This is a genomic window from Desulfurispirillum alkaliphilum, assembly GCF_055378285.1.
This window is the reverse complement of sequence record NZ_AP042405.1, coordinates 481,036-504,256: the sequence shown is the minus strand read 5'-3', so window position 1 is coordinate 504,256 and position 23,221 is coordinate 481,036. Positions and strand designations below refer to the sequence as shown.

20 protein-coding genes and 1 pseudogene are annotated in these 23,221 nt (G+C 56.7%); 9 read left to right on the top strand and 12 right to left on the bottom strand.

What is annotated here, in order from left to right; all coding sequences use genetic code 11:
• The first annotated feature begins 161 nt into the window (after nt 1-161).
• From sucC to ACZ46I_RS02480, 4 genes are all read left to right on the top strand, one after another.
• Entirely contained in the window at nt 162-1,331 is a 1,170-nt protein-coding gene (gene sucC, locus ACZ46I_RS02495; RefSeq protein WP_013504948.1) for an ADP-forming succinate--CoA ligase subunit beta, read from the top strand.
• Nucleotides 1,328-2,245 carry a succinate--CoA ligase subunit alpha gene (gene sucD, locus ACZ46I_RS02490; protein WP_464281316.1) on the top strand — a complete coding sequence of 306 codons (918 nt, stop codon included), beginning with the start codon at nt 1,328-1,330 and terminating at the stop codon, nt 2,243-2,245. The genes sucC and sucD overlap by 4 nt, the downstream gene beginning before the upstream one ends.
• A 31-nt stretch (nt 2,246-2,276) precedes the next feature.
• The gene (locus ACZ46I_RS02485) at nt 2,277-4,544 is read left to right on the top strand and encodes an NADP-dependent malic enzyme (protein WP_464281315.1); all 2,268 of its coding nucleotides are present in this window, start codon (nt 2,277-2,279) and stop codon (nt 4,542-4,544) included.
• Between the two features lie 128 nt (nt 4,545-4,672).
• Complete coding sequence (locus ACZ46I_RS02480) at nt 4,673-6,199, top strand: DNA recombination protein RmuC (RefSeq protein WP_464281314.1); 1,527 nt, start codon at nt 4,673-4,675, stop codon at nt 6,197-6,199.
• 150 nt (nt 6,200-6,349) lie between these two features.
• Here ACZ46I_RS02480 and ACZ46I_RS02475 read toward each other — a convergent pair whose 3' ends face one another.
• From ACZ46I_RS02475 to ACZ46I_RS02440, 8 genes are all read right to left on the bottom strand, one after another.
• Complete coding sequence (locus ACZ46I_RS02475; protein WP_464281313.1) at nt 6,350-6,943, bottom strand: DNA-3-methyladenine glycosylase I; 594 nt, start codon at nt 6,941-6,943, stop codon at nt 6,350-6,352.
• A gap of 17 nt (nt 6,944-6,960) precedes the next feature.
• Nucleotides 6,961-7,461, bottom strand: coding sequence for an NUDIX hydrolase (locus tag ACZ46I_RS02470; protein WP_464281312.1), 501 nt, complete (start codon nt 7,459-7,461; stop codon nt 6,961-6,963).
• A gap of 13 nt (nt 7,462-7,474) precedes the next feature.
• Nucleotides 7,475-8,389 carry a glutaminase gene (locus ACZ46I_RS02465; protein ID WP_464281311.1) on the bottom strand — a complete coding sequence of 305 codons (915 nt, stop codon included), beginning with the start codon at nt 8,387-8,389 and terminating at the stop codon, nt 7,475-7,477.
• 25 nt (nt 8,390-8,414) lie between these two features.
• The gene (locus tag ACZ46I_RS02460) at nt 8,415-9,470 is read right to left on the bottom strand and encodes a serine hydrolase domain-containing protein (RefSeq protein ID WP_464281310.1); all 1,056 of its coding nucleotides are present in this window, start codon (nt 9,468-9,470) and stop codon (nt 8,415-8,417) included.
• A 165-nt stretch (nt 9,471-9,635) separates the two neighbouring features.
• Nucleotides 9,636-10,841 carry an ATP-binding protein gene (locus ACZ46I_RS02455; RefSeq protein WP_464281309.1) on the bottom strand — a complete coding sequence of 402 codons (1,206 nt, stop codon included), beginning with the start codon at nt 10,839-10,841 and terminating at the stop codon, nt 9,636-9,638.
• Nucleotides 10,842-10,933: 92 nt separating this feature from the next.
• Complete coding sequence (locus tag ACZ46I_RS02450) at nt 10,934-11,653, bottom strand: TIGR04282 family arsenosugar biosynthesis glycosyltransferase (protein WP_464281308.1); 720 nt, start codon at nt 11,651-11,653, stop codon at nt 10,934-10,936.
• Nucleotides 11,650-12,360 (bottom strand): TIGR04283 family arsenosugar biosynthesis glycosyltransferase, encoded by a 711-nt coding sequence (locus ACZ46I_RS02445; RefSeq protein ID WP_464281307.1) that lies wholly within the window; start codon nt 12,358-12,360, stop codon nt 11,650-11,652. The genes ACZ46I_RS02450 and ACZ46I_RS02445 overlap by 4 nt, the downstream gene beginning before the upstream one ends.
• A 6-nt stretch (nt 12,361-12,366) precedes the next feature.
• Nucleotides 12,367-14,520, bottom strand: a complete 2,154-nt coding sequence (locus ACZ46I_RS02440; RefSeq protein ID WP_464281306.1) for an FAD-dependent oxidoreductase — start codon at nt 14,518-14,520, stop codon at nt 12,367-12,369.
• A 147-nt stretch (nt 14,521-14,667) separates the two neighbouring features.
• Between ACZ46I_RS02440 and ACZ46I_RS02435 the strand changes: the two genes are divergently transcribed.
• The 4 genes from ACZ46I_RS02435 (at nt 14,668) to ACZ46I_RS02420 (ending at nt 19,185) form a co-directional block, all read left to right on the top strand.
• The gene (locus ACZ46I_RS02435; protein ID WP_464281305.1) at nt 14,668-15,228 is read left to right on the top strand and encodes a sigma-70 family RNA polymerase sigma factor; all 561 of its coding nucleotides are present in this window, start codon (nt 14,668-14,670) and stop codon (nt 15,226-15,228) included.
• 1 nt (nt 15,229) lies between these two features.
• Nucleotides 15,230-15,886 carry an NrsF family protein gene (locus ACZ46I_RS02430; protein WP_464281304.1) on the top strand — a complete coding sequence of 219 codons (657 nt, stop codon included), beginning with the start codon at nt 15,230-15,232 and terminating at the stop codon, nt 15,884-15,886.
• A gap of 64 nt (nt 15,887-15,950) precedes the next feature.
• Nucleotides 15,951-16,724 carry a TSUP family transporter gene (locus tag ACZ46I_RS02425; RefSeq protein ID WP_464281303.1) on the top strand — a complete coding sequence of 258 codons (774 nt, stop codon included), beginning with the start codon at nt 15,951-15,953 and terminating at the stop codon, nt 16,722-16,724.
• Between the two features lie 487 nt (nt 16,725-17,211).
• Entirely contained in the window at nt 17,212-19,185 is a 1,974-nt protein-coding gene (locus ACZ46I_RS02420; RefSeq protein WP_464281302.1) for a HAMP domain-containing methyl-accepting chemotaxis protein, read from the top strand.
• Between the two features lie 100 nt (nt 19,186-19,285).
• Here ACZ46I_RS02420 and ACZ46I_RS02415 read toward each other — a convergent pair whose 3' ends face one another.
• Nucleotides 19,286-19,912: a pyridoxamine 5'-phosphate oxidase family protein gene (locus ACZ46I_RS02415; protein WP_464281301.1), complete on the bottom strand. Its 627-nt coding sequence runs from the start codon at nt 19,910-19,912 to the stop codon at nt 19,286-19,288.
• A gap of 158 nt (nt 19,913-20,070) precedes the next feature.
• Between ACZ46I_RS02415 and pdxR the strand changes: the two genes are divergently transcribed.
• On the top strand, nt 20,071-21,525 hold the full coding sequence (gene pdxR, locus ACZ46I_RS02410; RefSeq protein WP_464281300.1) for a MocR-like pyridoxine biosynthesis transcription factor PdxR: 1,455 nt from the start codon (nt 20,071-20,073) through the stop codon (nt 21,523-21,525).
• A 121-nt stretch (nt 21,526-21,646) separates the two neighbouring features.
• Here the strand turns inward: pdxR and ACZ46I_RS02405 are convergent, their stop codons facing one another.
• From ACZ46I_RS02405 to ACZ46I_RS02395, 3 genes and pseudogenes are all read right to left on the bottom strand, one after another.
• On the bottom strand, nt 21,647-22,270 hold the full coding sequence (locus tag ACZ46I_RS02405; RefSeq protein ID WP_464281299.1) for a class I SAM-dependent methyltransferase: 624 nt from the start codon (nt 22,268-22,270) through the stop codon (nt 21,647-21,649).
• Nucleotides 22,271-22,275: 5 nt separating this feature from the next.
• A pseudogene (locus ACZ46I_RS02400) lies at nt 22,276-22,847 on the bottom strand (class I SAM-dependent methyltransferase).
• 14 nt (nt 22,848-22,861) lie between these two features.
• A complete protein-coding gene (locus ACZ46I_RS02395) occupies nt 22,862-23,218 on the bottom strand; it encodes a DsrE/DsrF/TusD sulfur relay family protein (RefSeq protein WP_464281298.1) in 357 nt (118 codons plus the stop codon).
• Between the last annotated feature and the right edge of the window lie 3 nt (nt 23,219-23,221).

Here is a 23,221-nt window from a genome sequence, read left to right as displayed (position 1 = left end):
TGGTTTCGGTATAGTGTCAGACTGTTGTGCTGATTGTGCAGGTTGCTGAAGACTTCGTAAACAGGCAGACAATGGAAAGTGTCTCACTGCGGGCAGCAGGTGAGCGCCTTTCAACAGTCTGCAGCTAACTGGCCCAGAACCTTCATTGGCAGGGAGTGTGTATGAACATTCACGAGTATCAGGGCAAAGAACTTTTTGAGCAGTATGGCATTCCTGTTCCCAAGGGCAAAGTGGCCTACACCAACTGGCAGGCCGAAGACATCACCCGCAGCCTGGGCGGGAAATCTGTCGTTAAAGTACAAATCCACGCGGGCAACCGCGGTGCCAGTGGTGGCGTGAAGCTGGTAAGCAGCTCCAAGGAAGCCAAGGATCTGGCAGAACACTTTTTTAATACCCCCATCAAGACGGCTCAGACGGGTGGGAAATCCAAGCAGGTGCGGCGCATCCTGGTGGAAGAGCAGCGTGTCATCAACAAGGAATTCTACCTGAGCATGATCGTTGACCGCGAAGAGCGTCGCATTGCCATTATCGCCTCCACCGAAGGCGGTGTGAATATTGAGGAAGTCGCCGAGCAGCATCCCGAAAAAATTCTCATGGAGCACATAGAGCTCTCCATCGGCATTCTGGACTTCCAGATCCGCAAGCTGGCCTTTTCCCTCGGGCTGGCCGGGGAGCAGATCCGCCAGTTTTCCACCATTGTCAAAGGTCTCTATAAGCTCTTTACGGAAAAAGACTGCAGCCAGATTGAGATCAACCCCCTGATTGTCACCGACGATGGCAGCCTGTTGGCCCTTGATGCCAAGGTGAATTTCGATGAAAACGCCCTGATGCGTCATCCCGAAATTCTTGAGCTGCGGGATTTCGCCGAAGAGGACCCCCTGGAAGTGGAGGCCAGCCGCTATAATCTCAGTTACATCGCCCTTGACGGCACCATTGGCTGTATGGTCAACGGCGCTGGCCTGGCCATGGCTACCATGGACATCATCCAGCACTATGGCGGCGAGCCGGCCAATTTCCTGGATGTGGGAGGCGGTGCCAATACAGAGAAGGTTTCCAACGCCTTCAGCATCATTCTGCGCGACGAAAAGGTCAAAGCCATCCTGGTCAATATTTTCGGTGGCATCATGAAGTGTGACATCATTGCCCAGGGTGTGGTGGAAGCCGCGAAGACCATGGATGTCAAGGTACCCATTATCATTCGCCTGGCGGGAACCAACCTGGAGGAAGGCATGAAGGTTATCGAACAGTCGGGGCAGAACCTGATTGTGGCCAAAACCCTGGAGGAAGCCGCCAAGCTTGCGGTGGAAAAAGCCAGAGGAGGTGTGGCATGAGTATCCTGGTCAACTCCGATACCCGCGTTATCACCCAGGGCATCACCGGCAGCCAGGGGCTGTTTCACACAGAAATGGCCCTGAAGTATGGCACCAGAATGGTGGGCGGCGTAACCCCCGGCAAGGGTGGCACGACGGCCCTGGATGGCAAGGTTCCCGTCTTCAACTCCGTGGCCCAGGCCGTAAGCGAAACCGGTGCCAACGCCTCCATGATCTATGTTCCGCCCCTCTTTGCCGCCGACGCCATCATGGAAGCGGCCGACGCGGGCGTGGAAATCATCGCCTGCATAACCGAGGGCATTCCCATTCTCGATATGATCCGCGTCAAGGACTTTCTGCGCACCACGCCGGACATCAAGCTGATTGGCCCCAACTGCCCCGGCATCATCACCCCCGACGAGTGTAAAATCGGCATCATGCCGGGATATATTCACAAGCGGGGCCATATCGGTATTGTCTCGCGCAGCGGCACCCTGACCTATGAGGCGGTCAACCAGCTCAGCTCCCGCAATCTGGGACAGAGCACAGTGGTGGGCATTGGTGGCGATCCCATCAACGGCTTGACGCACCTGGATGTCATGAAGCGCTTCGCCGCTGACGATGATACTCTGGCCGTGGTGATGATCGGCGAAATTGGCGGTTCCAATGAGGAAAAGGCTGCCCAGTGGGTGGCGGAGAATATGCGTCACAAACCAGTTGTTGGCTTTATTGCCGGCGCCACGGCCCCCGAGGGTAAGCGCATGGGCCACGCCGGAGCCATTGTCAGCGGCAATACCGGCTCTGCCCAGTCCAAGATCAGTGCCATGAAAGACGCCGGTATCCGCGTTGCCCCTACCATTGTTGATATCGGGACCATCATGGAGCAGTTCCTGCTCGATATGGACCTGTTGGATAGCTGCAGGATTTCATCTTAAGTAAATACAAAGAGGAAAGTGAGGAAGAACGATGACAAAAAAGGATATATACCAGGAGTCCCTGGAATATCACAGCACCGGCCGTAAGGGAAAGATCGAAGTAATCGTGACCAAGCCTTTTGAGACCCAAAAAGACCTGTCTCTGGCTTACAGCCCCGGCGTTGCCCGCCCTTGCGAGGAAATTGCCAAGGATCCGGAAGCCGCCTACGAATACACTGCCAAAGGGAACCTGGTAGCCGTTATCTCCAACGGTACTGCCGTCCTGGGCCTGGGTGACATCGGCGCCCTGGCTGGCAAGCCCGTTATGGAAGGCAAGGGTTCACTGTTCAAGAAGTTTGCTGATATTGATGTTTTCGACATCGAACTGCAATCCAAGGATAAGGACGAGATCGTCCGCACCTGTGAGCTGATCTCCCCCACCTTCGGTGGCATCAACCTGGAAGACATCGGCGCGCCCGACTGCTTCTACATTGAGGAAACCCTGCAGGAGAAAGTGGACATCCCCGTTTTCCACGACGACCAGCACGGCACCGCCATCATCTCCGCCGCCGCTCTGCTCAACGCCATCGAGATCACCGGCAAGGATATCAGTAAAATCAAAGCGGTTTTCAACGGTGCTGGCGCTGCCGGTATCGCCTGCGCCCAGCTCTTCGTCGACCTGGGCCTGCGCAAGGAAAACCTGGTGGTATGTGACTCCAAAGGAACCATCTACAAGGGCCGCACCCAGTCCATGAACCCATACAAAGAGCGCTTTGCCGTCGAAACCGACGCCCGCACCCTGGAAGAAGCCATGGTGGGAGCCGACCTGTTTTGCGGCGTGAGCGTCGCTGGAGCGGTCACCAAGGAGATGCTCAAAACCATGGCCCCCAATCCCATTGTCTTCGCCATGGCCAACCCCGATCCAGAAATCACCTACCCCGATGCCGTCGAAGCTCGCCCTGACTGCATCATGGCCACCGGCCGCAGCGACTACCCCAACCAGGTTAACAACGTCCTGTGCTTCCCCTTCCTGTTCCGCGGAGCCCTGGATGTGCGCGCCACCAAAATCAACGCCGAAATGAAGATCGCCGCTGTACGCGCCATCGCCGCCCTGGCCAAGGAAGAGGTTCCCGATTCCGTCCTCAAGGCCTATGGTGTGGATAACTTCGAGTACGGCAAGGAATACATCATTCCCAAGCCCTTCGATCCCCGCGCCCTGCTCTACATTGCTCCAGCCGTTGCCAAAGCGGCCATGGATACCGGTGTGGCCCGCAAGCCCATCAAGGATTTCGACGCCTACCGCGAGCAGCTGGAATCCACCCTGGGCCGCTCCAAGGCCATCATGCGCTACGCCTTCAACCAGGTGAAGAAGCGCAACTTCAAAGTGGCATTCCCCGAAGGTGCCAACGAAACGGTTATTCGCGCCGTTGGTCGTATTCTGGACGAAAACCTGGTACACCCCGTGCTGCTGGGTGACAAGGGCGCTATCGGCAGCCTGCTGGAAAAACACGCCATTGACGTGTCCAAAGTCACTGTTATTGATCCCCAGGGCAACGGCAAAAGTGATGAATATGCCCAGAGCATCTACGAAAAACGTCAGCGCAAGGGCATGACCATTTCCCGCGCCCGCGATCTCATGCACAAGGATACCGGCTACTACGGTGCCATGATGCTGGAGAAGGGTGACGTTGACGGCCTGATCAGCGGTCAGGATATGAGCTATCCCGACGGCATCCGCCCCATCCTCACCTGTATCAAGAACGAAGATCCCCACGGTGCCGTGGCTGGTGTCTATATGATGGTATTCAAAGGACGCACCATGTTCTTTGCCGATACCACCGTCAACATCGACCCCTCCGCCGAGCAGCTGGCTAAAATCGCCATCTCTGTATCCAAGTTTGTCAAGGAGTTCGCCATTACTCCCAAAGTGGCCATGCTCTCCTTCTCCAACTTCGGCTCCGCTCCTGTGCCCGAGTCCCAGAAGATCGCCAAGGCCACTGCCCTGGTGAAAGAGTGGGCTCCCGATCTGGAAATCGACGGCGAAATGCAGGGCAATATCGCCTTCAACGAGAAGCTGCGCGGCGAGCTCTTCCCCTTCTGCACCCTCAAGGGAGAGCCCAATATCCTGATCTTCCCGGATCTTGGCTCGGCCAACATCGCCTACAAGCTGCTGATGCGCACCGCTGAAGTTGATGCCATCGGGCCGATCCTGGTTGGCCTCGACAAATCCGCCCACGTTCTGGAGCGCGGCTCCACCGTGGAGGACATCGTCAACCTCACCGCTCTGGCTGGTCTGAAGGCAATTCAGCACAACTCCTGATCCGCTGATCCGCTTTCGCCCGTATCAAGCCCCCGCAGAATCTGCGGGGGCTTTTTGCGTTGACACCGGCTCCCGATTATGGTGTGGTTTCTCAACCTGTATCCGTTATTTTTTTTGAGGAGCTCACTATGTCACCACTGTTTGCCTATCTTCTGCTGGGGGGCAACCTGCTGCTCCTGGCTATGCTGGCCCTGATCTGGAATACCCTGCGCCGTCCGGCTGATACCTCCCTGGAGCGCGCTCTGCGCGAAGAGCTCCGCAGCGCCCGCGATGAGACGGCTCGTCAGGCCCGTGAGCTACGCGAAGAAGTGGCCTCAGCCCAGATAAAGGCCACTGAGATGCTGGTCAGTACCGTGAACACCCTGGGGGATAACCAGAAGAACCTGCTGGACAGACTGACCCAGGCGACCAGCACGGCGGGAACCCAGATGCGCGCCGAGATAGAGCAGCTCATCCTGCGCAATGGCGAAGGCCTGAAAGAAGTGCAGACGACCACGGATATCAAGCTGGAAAAGGTGCGTGCCACGACCGACGAGCGCTTTGAACGCATTCGCCTGACCCTGGATGAGAAGCTGCGCGGCATGGGTGAAAACCAGCAGAAACACCTGGGTGAAGTGGTGACCGCCCTGCAGAGCGTGGAGCGCTCACTGCGGCAGGAACAGGAGAAAGCCCGCGAAGCTCTGGATTTGAAGTTTCGTCAGATACAGGAGAGCAACGAAAAGAAGCTGGATCAGATGCGCCAGACGGTGGACGAGAAACTTCACAGCACCCTGGAAAAGCGACTGGGTGAATCCTTCAAGCTGGTCAGTGAACGCCTTGAGGCCGTGCAGCGCGGACTGGGGGAGATGCAGACCCTGGCCAACGGTGTCGGCGACCTCAAGCGCGTGCTCAGCAACGTCAAGGAGCGGGGCACCTGGGGCGAGTACCAGCTGGGTGCCATCCTGGCGGAAATCCTCACCCCCGAGCAGTACGCACAGAATGTGCGGGTCAAGGATGGACGCGAAAGTGTGGAGTTCGCCATCAAGCTGCCGGGGCGCAGTGATCAGCATGATAATCCCGTGTGGCTGCCCATAGACTCCAAGTTTCCCAAAGAGGCATACGAGCGGCTGGTGGAGGCATCCACCATTGCCGATGCCCAAGGGACTCAGCAGGCGGCGGCGGAGCTGTGCCGGGCCGTGACCAAGATGGCGCGGGATATCCAGGAGAAGTACATCAATCCGCCGGTCAGCACCGATTTTGCCATCCTCTTTCTGCCCACCGAAGGGCTCTTTGCCGAGGTGCTGCGTCAGCCGGGGCTGCACGATGAGCTGCAGCAGAAACACCGAGTGCTGGTGGCTGGCCCCACCACCCTTTCCGCCATACTGAACAGCCTGCGGGTCGGTTTCCAGACGCTGGTTATCGAGAAGCGCGCCAGTGAAGTCTGGACGGTGCTGGGTGCTGTGAAAACCGAATTCGGGAAATTTGGCGATGTGCTGGAGAAAGTGAAGAAGCAGATTCACACCGTCTCCAACACCCTGGATGAGTCTTCGCGCCGCACCCGGGTGATGGAGCGCAAACTGCGCAGTGTGGAAGAGCTGCCCGCCGATCAGACCAGTGTCGTGCTGGCACTTTCTGCCGGCGCGGATGACGAGGTGGAGGAGCAGCCCTCGTTGTAATTATTTACGGTGTGTTGGTACTCGCGCCAGCATTCCTCCCAGAGACGCTCACTTTCGTCCGAGGACCTACGTCTCTGCCGCTCGCCATCCGGGCTCGCTCTCGGAATACTGGTGCTCCTGCTGAAAAAAACGCAGGGTAGCCGTGAATGGTTACCCCTGGTTTTTCTCTCTTCCCGTTGACGCTACAAGGGTGTCGTAGCGATGGCAGCTGGTGAGATGGTCGTTGACCATACCCACCGCCTGCATGAAGGCATAGCAGATCGTTGATCCCACAAAGCGCATCCCGTGTTTTTTCAGGTCGCGGCTCAGACGATCTGAGAGGGCCGTGCTGGCCGGTACCTCGCTGATATGGCTCCAGGAGTTGACGATGGGCTGGTTATCCACATAGCCCCACAAAAAGGCGTCCAGAGAGCCATATTGGGTCTGAATCTGCTGTACCGCCCGCGCGTTGCCGATGGCGGAGCGGATTTTCAGGCGGTTGCGCACTATGCCCGCGTCGGCCAGCAGGCGCTGCACATCGTCCTCCGTGAAGGCTGCAACCTTGTCGATGGCAAAACCGGCGAAAGCGCGGCGGTAGTTTTCCCGCTTGCGCAGAATGGTTATCCAGCTCAGCCCCGCCTGGGCGCCTTCCAGAATCAGCATCTCAAAGAGCCTGCGATCATCATGGACGGGAATCCCCCACTCCTCATCGTGGTAGGCGATATACAGCGGATCATCGCCGCACCAGTCACAGCGTCTGGTCATAGCTTCCCCCGTATCTTTCAGAATCTGAGCCCGGGATTCTTCCGGCTTGCCTGGAAGCGCGCCAGAATACTCTGGGCTTTGGCGGCTTTGCTGGTCAGCACCGCTTCCTCGGGAACCCAGCGGCTGACCAGACCGTGATGGGCCTCAGCGCCCTGCAGGTTCAGCGGATGCACCTCCCGGCTGTTGTCGATGGTAATGGCAAAGAAGAAGACCTTCTCATCGCTCATGCCCACAGAACTGTAGACATATCCCAGATCAAGCAGCTCGCCGGGCTGCGCGTCAATTCCCGCCTCTTCACGCAGCTCGCGCACTGCCGTCTGCAGGGGTGTCTCTCCGGCATCTATCAGCCCGGCCGGGAACTCCAGCACCCGCTGGGCCACCGGTGGCCGGTACTGCTCCACCATCAGGTAGAGGCCCGTATCGCGATTGTGAATCAGGACGATAACCGCTCCTTCGCACTGTACCCGGCTGACATACTCCCAGCCGTCTCTGCTTTTCAGTTCAAGATACTTTCCCACGCGAATTCCTCCATCAGAATATCGAGAGCCCGGTGCGTGACGTGAACATCTCCAGGGCCTTCTGTCCCAGCAGAGAGTTGTGGCTGGCATCCAGAGCCGGAGACCACACGCACAGGCTCAAGGTGTCCGGCACAATCGCCACAATACCTCCTCCCACACCACTTTTACAGGGCAGGCCGATGAGAAAGGCGAATTCACCGGCCGCGTCATAGGTGCCGCAGGTCAGCATCAGGGCGTTGATGCGGCGGGCCTGCCGGGCGCTGATCACCTGTACCCCGCTGAAGGGGTGGCTGCCATCGCGACACAGGAAATTGACTGCCCGGGCCAGCTGCAGGCAATTCATGGGGATGGCGCACTGGCGGAAGTAGACATCCAGCACCGTGCAGACGCCATTGTCCAGTTTGCCGAAGCTCTTGATGAAGTTCGCCAGCGCCACGTTGCGAAATCCGGTGGCTGCTTCGGAAGCAGCCACTTCCTCGTCAATGTGTACCGGCTCGTCGCAGAGGCTGGATATCAGGGCCAGCATCTCGGACTTGGGGTCATCGCCGCAGGTGACCAGACAGTCGGCTACCGCAATGGCACCCGCGTTGATAAAGGGATTACGGGGAATGCCCTGCTCGCTCTCCAGCTGCATCAGGGAGTTAAAGGGATTCCCGGAAGGCTCCCTGCCGATGCGTTCCCACAAACGCTCCCCTGCCAGGCGCATGGCCATGGTCAGCGAGAAGACCTTGGAAATACTCTGGATGGAAAAAGGCGTCATGGCATCGCCAGCCCAGGCCTCGACCCCATCGCGGGTGCGCAGGGCGATGCCGAACTGGCAGGGGTTGACCCGGGCCAACGCTGGAATGTAGTTGGCGACTGCCCCCGCTTTGCCGAGCTGCGGGCGAATCGCCGCGACAATATCATCGAGAATTTCCTGAGAGTTCATAGCTTAACCCTCCCCTGTACGAGTTTCAGCACCTGCCAGTGCCACAGCCACCTCCGCAGCCAGCGGAAAAACGCTCCGGCGCCAGCGCCACCAGCAGCTTCTGGGGAAGCCCCTCAAGGCTGCGACCGGGGGACAGGTGGTGCCACCAGGGCGGAATGCGATTGGTCAGAATCATGATTGCAACGGGAATATCCAGCGACCAACCCGCCATGGCGTGCTGCCCGAATGTGCCGCCGCTGTGCCAGGCCACCCGGCCCAGGCGCGAATCCTGGCTCAGCATCCAGCCAAGCCCCATCCAGGTACCCCGGCCCGCAGTGGCCTGGGGCTGTACCATCAAACCCGCCAGCGACACCCAGGGCTCGCCGGAGGCACCCATCTGGGCCAGCAGAAACTTCATCATATCCTCCCCCGTGGAGCGCCACACCCCCGCCGGCTCCATGCCACGCCACTGAAAGGGCGGCACCTGCCGCCCCCGTGAATCATGGCCCTGCACCAGGCGTTCGGCGGGATAGCCTTCATGGTCAATGGCCGTATCGCGCATTCCCAGAGGCTCCAGAATCAGCTCCCTCACCGCATCCCCGTAGGACTTGCCACATGCCTCAGCCAGAATGCGGCCCAGCAGCGCCATACCCACATTGGAGTAACGCATCTTGCCCGCACCCCGCAGAACACGGGGCTGACGCAGCAGAAAGTGGCCCAGATCGTCCGGACCAAACGCCTCAGCCAGCTGACGCCCCCGCAGCAGCATCTGCCAGGTGGGAAACACATCACGGGGCAGACCGGAAGTATGGGTGGCCAGCTGATGCAGAGTCATGTTTGCGGCCCAGGGAAACTGAGGGAAGAAACGGCTGACCGGATCCGTCAGACCCAGATCGCCCCGCTGCACCAAAAGCGCCAGCAGCGTCGTGGTAAAGAGCTTGCCCACCGAACCGACCTCAAACACCGGCAGCTCCATCCCCTCGACATCACCATGCCGCCAACTCCAGGAATCATGGCCGAGGCGCACCTGCACCTCCACGGCACTGCGCGGTGAACGGGCGAGAAAGGTATTGAGCACGGAAAGAGCGGCATCGGTATGCATGGAAGGTTCCTTTTGCAGGCTGCTGAGAAGTCCCCACCTGTGCTGTGGCATTGCACCTTGGGACTTTTCAATTACCTGTCTGAATAATGTGTTTTCAGCAAGCAGTTAAAATTTGTCTTTTCTCTCTTGCAAATACGGTTATTCCTGTCATTCCACGTCATCACCTCAGTACAAGAACCCAAACAGCCACAGTGGCACTTTTCTGCCCGAGCCGATTTCCAGACCATCGGCGATGACCCAGGCGTTGTCGAGATCCTGTACCTGTCCGAAGCCCTTTGTCCTGCCTCCAATTTCCATGGTGTACTTTTCGTCTACAAGAAAGTCGCCCTGATCCAGATAGTGCAACTGGTGGTGGACGCCTGCCATGCTGGCAAAAAAGGTTTCCCGCAGGGTGCCTTTTTCCTTTTCCACGCTGAGGGCGGAGAAGAGGTTGGTATTGGACAGGTAGAGTTTATCGGCCTTGCGGATGGCTCCGAAGCGTTTGGCTTCGTGGCTTATGTGGCGCACCAGTTCGGCGCGGCTGAGGTAGTCGATGTACTTGTACAGGGTGGTTTTGGTTATACCGGTCAGGGAGGCCAGCTTGTCGATGGAAAGTTCCAGCGGTTTCGAGATGCTGATGGTGTGCAGCAGTTTCTTCAGGGTGGCAATTTTGTCGGGCGGGATATGGAAGAGTTTGCCGAGGTCGCTGTGCAGGGCCGTGTTTATGGTTTCGCCGAGACGATCCACATACTTGTGCGTGTCTTCAAAGTAAAAGGGGTAAGCGCCAACACGCAGGTACTCTTCAAAGTACTTGAGTATTTTACCGTTTGGGAGTGCCTGGATAAGGCGATGGGCCAGGGCTTCATGGTCTGCCAGCAGCTCCGGCAACGTCACTGGTTCCAGCTGAATTGACAGGGAGATTTCCAGGTACTCGCGCAGTGAGAGGATGGGAAGGTGGTACATGGAATAGCGGCGCGCAAAATCCGGGTTGGTGATGCGCACTGCCGAAGAACCGGAGAAGTACACCCGAATATTCAGGAAGTCATAGATGGATTTGAGGTGGGCTTCAAAATCCTCTGCCTCGTGAATTTCGTCAATCACCATGCACTCGCCGCCGCTTTTGCAGAAGCTGTCCACAAGGTCAAAAAGCGATACTCCCTGCAGCATGGGATGATCACAGGAGATATAGAGGGTGTTTTCCCACTGGAGGGGCAGGTTGCGCAGCACCTGTAGCAGCAGAGTGGTTTTCCCCACGCCACGGGCACCGTAAACGCCCGTGATGCGGCTTTGGGAAGCAGCGATCTGCGGATAGTGAAAGCGCTGATACTTTGGCAGGGGCATATTCTGTTTGAGCAGCGAAAGGCGCTTGGCACCGAGAAGAATCTCTTCCATGGCTTTCCTCCAGAGAAAACACTGCCGCAAGCTAGTCTATTGCGTTAGACTATAACCCATGATTTTAGTCTAATGCAATAGACTATCGCGTGTCACTCAGCAACGGGTACTTCTTTCCTGCCGTCGGGCCGTTTCACCCAGCCGTCTGCCAGATAACGCCCATACCACTCCAGCAATGCCTGTTGTTCGGCGGTCCTTTCCCCTTGCCTTTTCAGAGCCGACATGACCAGTGCCAGATCATCCTCCACATCCACGTCAGCCAGGGGCTCCAGACTGGTAACCGGTGCAAACTTTTCCACACCCGCTGTCCACTGGGCAGCGGTCTGAGCACAGCTATAGGGAACATTGGTCCACACCTGGGCTGGCAGGGGAGTATTCACCCCGCACAAATAGAAGCCGCCATCGGTGCAGGGGCCAAGCACCGCGCGGGGCTGGGAGTTGTCCAGGATTTCCTGCGCCTGGGCGATGAGGCTGATGTGCAGTTGGGGCGAGTCGGCCCCCAGCAGGATGGCGCTGCCGTGGCGACTTTGAAGGCATTGATAGACGTGGTGGAGGCGATCGCCGAGGCCACCCTCTCCCTGGCTGGTGGTGGGAAAATCCTGCCAGAGGGGATCATGCAGGGCATTGTCTTCCGCCACAGCCCAGTAGGGCTGGATATTCCGGCTGATGGCAGCCTGTTTCAGAACGGAAGCCACCGCCAGGGCCGAGAGGCGGTGAAACTCCTCTGCCGCTGATTGTCCGATGGCAGCAGCCAGGCGGGTTTTGAGGGGGGAGTATCCGGGGGTTTTGACAAAGATGGCGGCGGCGGTCATGGCAGGCTCCGTTTGGAATTTCGTTGCGTTGAACGCCACTTCAGGTACTGGGGCACGGCCTGCCGAATGGTCAGCAAGCCATGCCGGGTGCTGGTGCGCAGCCAGCCCTGTTGCCGGTACTTGCGGGCGCTGGTGCGGATGGTGCCGCCACTCCAGCCCAGGGAAAATCCGTGCTGGCGCACGGCCCAGGCCAGCAGGTGGTCCTCGCCGTAGGGGGCGGTTTCATCGTAGCCTCCCACCTGTTGGAAAAGGGATCGCGGCAACAAAAATCCCTGGTCGCCGAAGGGCATGCCGCCGTATCGGGAGCGCAGCCAAGCACCAAAGGCGGTGATGGGCATAAGGGCGGGGCCGTCGGCCAGGAATTCCAGACGAAAGTACCACAGGCGTGGCTCATGTTCCCCTGCTATTATGGAGTGCAGGGCGGGCAGAGTGGTTGGATCCAGGCGGCTGTCGGCGTGCAGAAACCACAGCCATTGACGGGAACTGTGACCCGCACCGGCATTCATCTGCTGTGCCCTGCCCGACGCGCTCACTATCCATTTCACTGCCTGGGTATTGGCCGCCCGATCCGGTGGCGGTTCAGGGGATACCAGCAGCACCTCGCAGCCTTCCTGCAGTACTGGCTGCAGATCGGGCAGCAGTTCGCGCCAGGTGGTGTCCCCTGGGGCAACGGGGATGATAATGGAGAGTTGCGGGTACAATGCCATGACTCCTCAGCCTCCCCGGCGCCAGCGGTGGAATCGCTCCACCCACTGCAGCAGTTTGACCGGGGCGTGGGCCTTCTTCCAGTTTCCGGCGGCAAAGCGATTGGCTTCGGCGTAGGTGGGGTAGATGTGGATGATTCCCAGCACCTCACTCATTCCCAGTCCATGCTTCATGGCCAGTATCCACTCACTGATGATATCTCCCGCCCGGGGCCCCACAATGGTAACGCCCAGTATTTTGTCCTTGCCCGGTGGCGTCAGTACCTTGATAAACCCCTGGGCGCAATCATCGGCGATGGCCCGGTCCAGATCGGCCAGGTCGTAGCGGGTGACTTCATGGGTAACGCCCTTTTCCCTGGCTTCCCGTTCACTGAGGCCAACCCTTGCCACTTCAGGGCTGGTGAAGGTGCACCAGGGAATGACCCGATAGTCCACCCGCAGCTTGTGCAGGGGGCGCAGCAGGGCATTGATGCAGGCGTAACCGGCCTGGTGGGAAGCGGTGTGGGTGAACTGGTAGGGACCGGCCACATCGCCACAGGCGTAGATATTGGGAATGGTGGTTCGCAGGTATTTGTCGGTAACAATGGTGCCATCGGCAGCCGTCTCTATGCCCAGCTCCGCCAGGCCGAAATCTTCGGTGCGCGGTTTGCGTCCCAAGGCGACCAGAATGGCATCGCAAACTATGGCGAACTCCTGCCCCGTTTCACGGTCAACCGCCAGCAGGGCTGGTGAATTCTCACCGGAACTCTGCACTTCCCTGGCTTCATGGTTGACCAGAACTTCGACCCCTTCGCCCTGCAGCACGTTGGCCATCAGCTGCGCCACGTCCCGGTCCTCCTTGGGCAGCAGCTGTGCATTGCGCTGGACAATGGTCACTGCAGAGCCAAGGCGCGCAAAGGCCTGAGCCAGTTCGCAGCCAATGGGGCCGCCCCCCAGTACTACCAGGCGCTGGGGCAGGGCTTTCATGTCCCAGATGGTATCGCTGGTATAGTGGGGAACCTGTGCCAAACCTGGCAAATCGGGGACCCACGGAGAAGCGCCAGTGGCGATGAGAATGCTGCGGGTGCTGATGGTCTGGTCGCCTACCTTCACATGGTACGGGTCCACAATGCGGGCGTGGCCGTGCAGGCAGTGGGCCCCCAGCTCATCCTGGTAGCGCTCCACGCTGTCGTGGGGTTCAATGCGGGCAATGGCGGCGCGGACGTGATCCATAACCCGTTCAAAGTCCAGGGCCTGCTCCTGCCACGGCATGCCCAGTTTGTTTCCCTGGCGCTGGATATGGCGCACCTTGGCCGCGTGCAGCAGTGCCTTGCTGGGGACGCAGCCCGTATTCAGGCAGTCTCCGCCCATCTTGTCCCGCTCGATCAGGGCTACGCGGGCCTTCAGGGTGCGCCCCACATAAGCACTGACCAGTCCCGCCGACCCAGCACCGATAATGGCCAGATCGTAGTCAAAGCGCTTGGGTTTGGGGAAGCGTCCCAGGCGTTTGCGGGCCACCAGCAGCTCCACCACTTTTTTGGCGACGAGGGGAAAAACGCCGATCAGGGCAAAGGAGAAGATCAGGGCAGGTGAGAGAATACCCTGCAGGGAGTCGAGCCGGGCCAGCTGGGTTCCTGCGTTGACATAGACCGCCGTGCCCGCCAGCATGCCCACCTGGCTGACCACAAAGAACGTGACCGTGCGCATGGGGGTCAGGGCCATGAGAATATTGATGAGAAAAAACGGAAAGACGGGGATCAGCCGCAGGGTAAAGAGATAGAAGGCCCCTTCGCGCTCCACACCGGCATTGACGCGTTTGAGGCGCTCTCCAAAGCGCTGTTGGACAAAATCACGTAAGAGAAAGCGCGCCACCAGGAAGGCACAGGTGGCACCGATGGTGCTGGCAAAGGAGACTGCCATCAGCCCGGTAGCAAAGCCGAAGATGGCCCCGCCCGCCAGGGTCATGACCACCGCCCCCGGAATAGAGAGGGCCGTGACCACCACATAGGTGGCCATATACAGGGCAATGGCCGGCGCCTGGTTGTCGCGGTAGTAATTCACCAGCTGCCCATGCTGGCTTTTGAGGGCATCCAGGCTCAAACAGGCTCCGAAAAAGTGGGAGAGAACAAGCCAGGCCGCTGCCAGCAGGGCCAGGATGGCGACAATACGTAAAGTGGATTTCATGGGTGCTCACATAATAGTTGATTGCGATTCGACATTCTGGATAGTGTACGTCCAGCTGCTTGTTCACGCATCCCGTATTTCGCCGTGGGATGGAAAAGGTTACCCGCTGAGTAGCTATATCGCGGAATACTGAAACAAGGACACCTGATGCCCCGCTCCAGCCATACCGACCAGCAGCTGGCCCAGGCCATGCGCAAGGCCCAGACTGGTGACCAGAGCGCCTACCACCAGCTGCTGGTGAAAATCACCCCCATGATCCGGGGCTTTCTCGCCAAACGCCTGGGAGGCCATGAGGATCTGGAAGACCGGGTACAGGACGTGTTGCTGGCCATTCACCGTGCCAGCCACACCTTCAACACCGAGCGCTCCTTCCTGAACTGGATGTTTGCCATTGCCGACCATAAACTCAAAGACTATCTGCGGGCTCACTACCGGCGCAAGGCTGCAGGCAGCAGTGTGGATGTGGACGATGTGAAGGAGCAACTTCCGGCAGCAGATGAGCCGCTGGATTTGGGCGATCGGCAACTTCTGCAACGATTACTTGAAACCTTATCGCCCCGGGAGCGAACCATAATACAGATGATGAAAATAGAAGGATACAGCGCCCGTGAAGTAGGTGCCGAACTGAAGATGAATGAAAACGCCGTCAAAGTGGCCGCCCACCGGGCCATGAGGACCCTGACCAATATGGCTCGCCAGGAAACGTAACATGCAGACAAACGAACTTATAGCCCAGCTCGCCCGTGAGGGCGCACATAAGCCCGCACCACCGCCAGCTCGCATTCTGGTGAGCTGGCTGGGATTTATGATTCTCTACTTTTTCGTCCTGCTGGCCATCCACGGACTGCGCAGCGACATCGGGCAGAAGCTCCAGCAGAGCCTGTACCTCAGCGAAATTCTCTTGATGCTCGCCATCGCGCTGCTCAGCGCTCTGGCCGCCAGCTGGCTGAGCCTGCCCGATGCCAACCAGAAATCCTGGATACGTTTTGTGCCCCTGCTGCCCCTGGGAGCGTTTGCCGGCATGCTCATCTACGGTATGCTGACCACCAGTGCCCTCACCCTCAGCCAGTGCCTGCAGCTGGCCCGCTACGACTGCGTCATCCGTATCATCCTCTATGGCCTGCTGCCAGGGGGCATCATGTTCTCTGTCACCTCGCGGGCCGCCCCTACACGTTGTTGCTGGGCCGGCAGCATGATCGGCCTCAGCGTTGCCAGTCTCGGCTACATCCTGCTGCGCCTGGTGGACCCCAGCGACGATCCCACCCAGCTCATCATCTGGCACTTTCTGCCCGTACTCTTTATGACCGTCATAGGAATGATGCTGGGGGGATGGCTGTTGGGGAGAGTGTGGCGTAAGGCAGGATAAGGAACCAGGGAAAGCGCGAAACGGGAAGGTTCCACACAAAACCAGCTAAGTAACCGGAGGAAAAATGGAATTTCTCATCGTCTGTATCGCTGCGTTGACGGCCTCTTTGCTGACACTCTTTTCCGGTTTTGGACTGGGCACACTGCTCATGCCGGTGATTGCGCTGTTCTTTCCACTGGAGCTGGCCATAGCCATGACGGCCATGGTTCATCTGGCCAATAATATTTTCAAGGTTGGACTCCTGGGGCGGAAGGCCGATGTGTCGGTGCTGGTGCGATTTGGCCTGCCAGCCGTGGCAGCAGCCTTTGCGGGTGCCGTGGTGCTGCTCTGGCTTGGGGAGATGCCTTCGCTGCACACCTATGCCGTGGGGGGACGGGAATTCCACATTTCTGCCCTGAAACTTGTTATCGGCTTTCTCATCATGTTTTTCGTCATACTGGAAATTTCTCCGGCATTTTCCCGCATCGCCCTGGATCGCAAGTGGCTTCCCTTTGGGGGAGTGATCAGCGGGTTCTTTGGGGGACTATCGGGGCACCAGGGGGCGTTTCGCAGCATGTTTCTGATCAAGGCTGGTTTGAGCAAGGAAGCTTTTGTGGCCACTGGTGTGGTGTTGGCGGTCATGGTGGATATATCCCGCCTGGTAATCTACGGCACGGATATTCTGGCACGCAGCCAGGCGGTTGATTGGCAACTTGTGATTGCTGCCAGTGGAGCGGCCTTTGCGGGGGCGTACCTGGGCGCGAAAATCCTGGGAAAGATAACCCTGCATACAGTACGTGCCGTGGTATCCGTTGTGCTGGCGCTGGTCGCCACTGGGATGATGACGGGACTGCTGTAATCTGTCTTCAGCCAGGTTCTCCTTTGGTGGCGCGGATCACGACGAAATTTCTGCCATCATAGCCCTTATGGGTTTTTAATGGGTCGGGCATCACAGAGGGTCTGACAACAGGAAATCGCGCCAAACCCCGACTTCCACAGCTGCTTTTGCAATTCATCCATCTGGGGAAAACGCGCACCCCGAAAGAGCTTCCTTGGCATGTCTCTACTATCGACAACACGCAGTAATCATTGTAGCGCGTGCTGCATGCAAAGAGAATCTTGATTAATGTGAAAGATTCAGTCAGCTGAAACATGCTGGCCCGCAGGCCCAGATTTGATTTGTGTCAAATTCTTAAAAATTGTTGGATGGTAAATTTCGCGTAGACCTATGGCTCCCCGGTTTGGTCGACGATTTGCTGAAATATTAACTGTCACACTCTTGAACCAATATAGCAGCAAACCAAGCATAACTATGAAGTGCAATATTTTTTGAAGAAGAGGTAACCATGCGGAACTTGACCATTGGTAAGAAACTTGGAGTTGCTTTTGGCCTGCTTTTACTGCTCACGATTTTTGTTGGTTTCACTGGCTGGAACTCCATGAACAGTGTGCGCGAGTCGGGCCGCTATACCACGAATTCCATGGAGGCTGCTGCCTCTTTTGAAAATGCGGTTACCTCAATCCTGCGCTATTCAGTTTTCCGACTTGAGGCCGATGCCAGCGAAGTGCTTCGCTCGATTGAGGCAGCAGGCAAGCGCATTGAAAGTCTCCCAGATCGCTATGCCCAGGAGGTGAGTCGTGCCAGCCAAGGGTTATCTGGTTCCAGAGAAGCGTTTGCATCGTATCGCAAGGTTGCGCTTCAGCATGAAGAGATTGGTACAAGAATTATTGGTGAAGCCATAGCTCAGCGCCGTGCTGCCCAGGAAATTGGTCGCAGAATCGATAGTTTAATAGCACGAGCAATAAACCAGGGAAGTGGTCAGGAGGGGCTACGTGAGCTGCAAAGCATAAAACAGCAGCAGGAGCAGTTGGTAGTTGATATTTTTTATATCAACCTCAGTGTCGAGCGGTACTATACCCATGTAGATGAACATTTTCTGAGAGAAGCACAAGAGACGGTCGCCAAGGTAAACTCGGAGCTTGGCTCCCTGCAGCGCTGGGCACGCGAGAACAACTCTGACCAGGTGCTGCAGGAAATTCAGCACACCCAGCAACTCGCTGCAGTCTATCAGGATTCTATGGCCAGCCTGGTCAAAACTGTTGCGGCAATGCGCTCCCAGCAAGAGATTCTCCGGCAAGCCAATGAGCGCACTCAGTCATATTTTGATTCAATTACCGAAGCAACGCGGATACACCGGGCTGAAATCATTGCGCGTATCACTACACTCCTTTTCTCCAGCACCGCTGTGGCGGTTGCACTCGGCATCCTGTTTTCCATCTATATCTCCCGGCTGATATCCCGGCCCCTCATGGAGAGTCTCAATTTTACTCGCCAGGTATCACAAGGTGATTTGACCCGCACCATGACGGTACACCAGAGGGATGAGGTAGGGCTTATGGCTTCGGCTCTGAACGATATGGTGGTTAACCTGCGCAGTATGGTGCAGGGTATTCGCATGTCTTCAGATGGCGTCGCCTCTGCCAGCGAACAACTCAGCAGCTCATCTGTCCAAATGAGTTCAGGCATGAGCTCCCAGGCAGAGAGTATATCCCAGATTGCTTCTGCATCACTGCAAATGTCTCAGACCGTCAATGAAGTTACGCGAAATATTGCCATGATCCAGGAAAGTGCAACGGAAGCTCTGAGCCAGGCTCGTAGCGGTGGACGGATTGTACAGCAGACGGCAACTGCCATGGAAACTATTGCGGACCAGGCGAAGATTGCCTCTGAGTCAGCCCAGGCCCTGGTGGAAAAGTCCAAACGAGTAGAAGAGGTCATATCAGTCATTAATGACATTGCAGATCAAACGAATCTGCTGGCCCTGAACGCTGCCATAGAGGCAGCAAGAGCCGGGGAAGCCGGGAGAGGCTTTGCCGTAGTGGCTGATGAAGTGCGCAAGCTCGCTGAGCGCAGCACAGAGTCTACTGGTGAGATTATATCTATTGTCCAGAGTATTCAGGATGGTGTTGGCCAGGTAACTGATTCCATGGTGACTGTGAACGGGAAAGCCCAGGCGGGCAGTGAGCTGGCGACTCAGACGAACAGTGCCTTTTTGGAGATACTCGCCAGCGTGGAAACCCTTCAGCAGAATATTGAGCAAAACGCCGCTGCCATGGAAGAGATGTCGACTACTTCAGACCAGATCAGCGACGACATTCAAACCATTTCTGCTGCATCAGAACAAACCGCACAGGCATCTGAAGAGGTTGGCCATGCTTCCAGCGACTTGGCACGCCTCGCCACAGATGTGCAAGACCAAATCAGTGTTTTTCAGACAGGAGAGCTTTCGAGCCCAGTAGGCCTTTTACCCAAGGGCTAAACTCAAGGCATCATACTCAAACATGCCCCCCTGGCGATAACGCCAAGGGGGCATGTCTTTTTTGGGAGAGTCGTTTCATTTCAGATAACCATTTACTGCGCTAAAACCGAACCTTCCACCCTCCGGCTCCATTGCCCTCCAGCGTGTAGCCCATATGGCGCACGGCTTCCAGATCCCCCGGTAAGCCCCGCAGCGCAAGGTGCTCAGCAATATGAAGCTTGTCGGCGGGAGTTTTGTTCTGTGCTATGTCGGCTTTCCCGGATATGTTTTCGGGGGCAATTTCCACTACCGTGCACATATTGTATTTTGGCTGCTCTGGAGTGATGGCAGGGAAATTTCGATTGCCTTCGTGTTTTTCCATCAAGGCATTCAGCGCGCGTGTTTTTAGCTCGCCACCTGGAACTATTCGCGCATGCCCGCGGATAATGACGCAATGATAGTACTGATGGGTGCAGCAAGGGTCTTTCTCCGGCGTAAATTCCACTGCAAGATAGGCCAGGGGAACATCCACTTCAAAACACACTTTTGAATCCCGCAGGATATTGTCAAGTTTCTCACCACTGTTCGCGCAGTGGAAGTACACGCAGCCCTCAAGAACAACAAAGTTCAGTGGAGTGATGTACGGATAGCCTTGCGCGCCTATGGTGGCCATGCGTCCTACATTCGTTGCATTGAGTATTCGGGTTATTTCGTCACGGTCAGTGATTTCGGCATACTTACGGCGCATGGCTTTCTCCTTGGTTGTTCATATTATCTTTTGACATAAAGTGCGCATTGGTTATATAGGGGATGTGTGTCGCTATTAAAAGTGCCAATTCTGGAAAATTTTATGGATACAGCTCAGGGGTCTGCAATCAATGCCCTGTAGATATGGCGAAGGGGAGCGTGGGTGTGATCTGCGTAAGCAATGATTCGAAAGTGCCTTTGTATCAGCAGATTTATGAGCAAATACGAGACAAGATCAGCGCAGGTGATCTGGTGGCTGGCTCGCGGCTCACCTCTACCCGGTCGCTGGCCAAGGATATGTGTGTTGCCCGCAATACTGTCGAAAGTGCCTACGCCCAGCTGTGCCTTGAAGGATACATTGCGAGCAGACCTGGGGCTGGATTTGTGGTGCAGGATGTTCGGGCTGACATCCTGCCCTTTCGGGAAGTGGCGATGCGTCGTTGCAATGGCCAGGGCAGCTCGAGTGCAGCGATCAAAGATGCATTCCATGACCAGGCAGATGTTCACTATGATTTTCAGTATACCAACCTTGATCATACCCTCTTTCCATCGAAAGACTGGCACCGGCTGACTGCTGAAGTTCTCACCTCTTCCTCTGCACAGGAAGCTTGTAATTACGGTGATAAACAGGGAGATATTGGCCTGCGGCGTGAAATTGTCACCTACCTGAGGGATTCAAGAGGAGTGCAGTGTATTCCAGAGCAAGTAATTCTCTGTTGTGGGACGCAGTATGCACTCGACGTAATTTGCCAGGTACTTGGGAGAGATACTACTGAAGTAGCCGTTGAGGAGCCTGGTTACGACGGGGCAAAAATCATTTTCCAACACAACAGGTATGCCATTCATCCCGTTTCCGTTGGCGACGATGGTATAGACATGGAGCAGCTGAAAAAATGCTCGGCAAAACACATCTACATCACCCCATCGCATCAGTTTCCAACTGGCGTGGTTATGTCAATCAAGAAGCGCGTTCAACTATTGCAGTGGGCCAGGCAAAGAAATGGGACTATCATAGAAGATGACTATGATAGTGAATTGCGTTATGGCACCAGGCCCATACCATCCCTTCAGTCCATTGATAGCGACGGAAGGGTGATCTACATCGGTACATTTTCCAAGTCGCTATCACCGGGGTTACGCATGAGCTACATCATCATGCCCCAGAGATTTTTGCCAAAATACCACGAGGTTTTTGCCGGATACTACTCAACCGTCCCATGGATGAACCAGAAGATCATGAGCCTTTTTATTGCCAGGGGCTACTGGGATCGACACCTGAGGCGCGTTTGCCTGAGCTACCGAAGGCGACACGATATGCTCGTTCAGGCAATTGATGAATCCATGCACAACAAAGTACGCATACATGGTAAGAATGCCGGACTCCATGTTCTTATAGAGTTCCTGAATGGTGAACCCCAGGAGGAGATGATAGTAAAGGCCCGTCGCCATGGAGTGAAAGTATATCCTACGGCCCAATACTGGCAAAACAAGGATAGATGTTTTATGAATTGCATCCTGGTAGGATTTAGCAGCATTCCTGAGAGCAGGATTGTTGAGGGAGTCAAGGCCTTGAACAGAGCCTGGTTTGAATGTTACGCAGGAGATGATGGCTGATGACCCCGCCCATAGAAGAAATAGTGACTCGTTAACTTTACTGAGTACACTATGCAGGAGATGGCATCGTCGCTGGTGCTGACCAGCTCTGGCACAATGACGGGACTGCTGTAATCCGGCTTCAGCCAGGTTCTCCTTTGGTGGCACGGATCACGACGAAATTTCCGCCATCATAGCCTTTATGGGTTTTTAATGGGTCGGGCAAGTGATCACAGAGAGTCTGACAACAGGAAATCGCACCAAACCCCGACTCCCGCAGCTGCTTTTGCAATTCATCCATCTGGGGAAAACGCGCACCTCGAAAGAGTGAATCCTCATTGGCAATCGCCACGGTGCGCCTGGCCAGGGGACTGCTTTTTTCAATGAAACCAATGACCACCACTCCATGGGGTTTGAGAATCCGAGCGACCTCCTGCAGGGCACGGGGCACGCTTTGCACAAAGCAAAGCACCGTCACCAGCAGGGCATAATCAAAGCTCTCATCGGGCAGCGGCAACGTTTCTGCGGTGCCAGGAACAACGGTTAGACCCCGTGAGCGCGCTCTGGAAGCCATGTTCTCTGCGGGCTCCACCCCCAGGCCGATACCAAGGGCCGACGCGAAGCGTCCCGTGCCGACACCGACCTCCACCCCTTTCCCCTGTTTCGGGAGCAGGTTTCGGATTACTGCCAGCTCGGCCTGGAATATCTCCAAGTGCTCATCGAACCAGGCATCGTAGCGCTCTGCCTCATCATTGAAGCGGTTCATTGTCACTATACCTTGCGCAGTATCAGGCCGTAGTGGTAGGGCGGGAAGTCGAACACTGTGCCAGGGCTACATTCCAGCCCTGCCTGCTTGCCCCATTGAATGCACTGCTGCGGCGTGGGACGGATATCCATGGCTGGTCCTCTGGGAGTAGCTGGATCGGGATTCCAGTGGATAATAGCAATGCGACCGCCTCGAACCAGTGCTGAGCTGGCTTCCGCAGCAGTGTCAGGGGCTGCTCGTGATGGAGGATATTGAAGAGCAGGGCGGCATCCATGCTGCCAGGCGGCAGGCCGGTGCCCTCCCCGATGAAATCACGAACCTGAACATGTACGTTTTCGATATTGCTGCGGGCACACTTCTCTTTTACCCGCTGGACCATGGAGGGCTCAATATCCAGAGCATAGACAGTTCCATGAATCAAGGCGGCAGCCGCCAGGGTGAATGTTCCATAGCCACTGCCAAACTCCACGATGTCACGCGTGTCTTTGTTCAGGCCAAAACTTTGCAAAATACGCTCAGCGTCGAAGAAACTCTCCCACATCAACTCTTCGGGCATACCACTGTCACGAATTTTCATATGGTATCACTCCATCAAAAACTCAGGACGCGGTCGCTGTCCACAACCCACTGGGAAAGTTGCTGCATGGTGGACTTTTCGGCACCTTCAAAGTAGGGTTCATTTTTGTAAATTCCGCAACGGGCCATGCAGGTACCGCACACTTTGACGGGGATGCCCTGGGCTATCAGCTCCCGGAGCATCTGGCTCAGATTCTGATCATAACCCTCGGGCGGAACGCAGCTGTTGCGGGCCATATCCACGGCATCGTTCATCAGAAAGACGCGCACCTCCTGAGCGTCCTTATGCAGCTGTTCCGCCAGGCGCAGGCCATTCCAGGTGACGTCGGTGTTATCGTAGGGTTCGCGATTGAAGATGAGCAGAACTTTCATGAT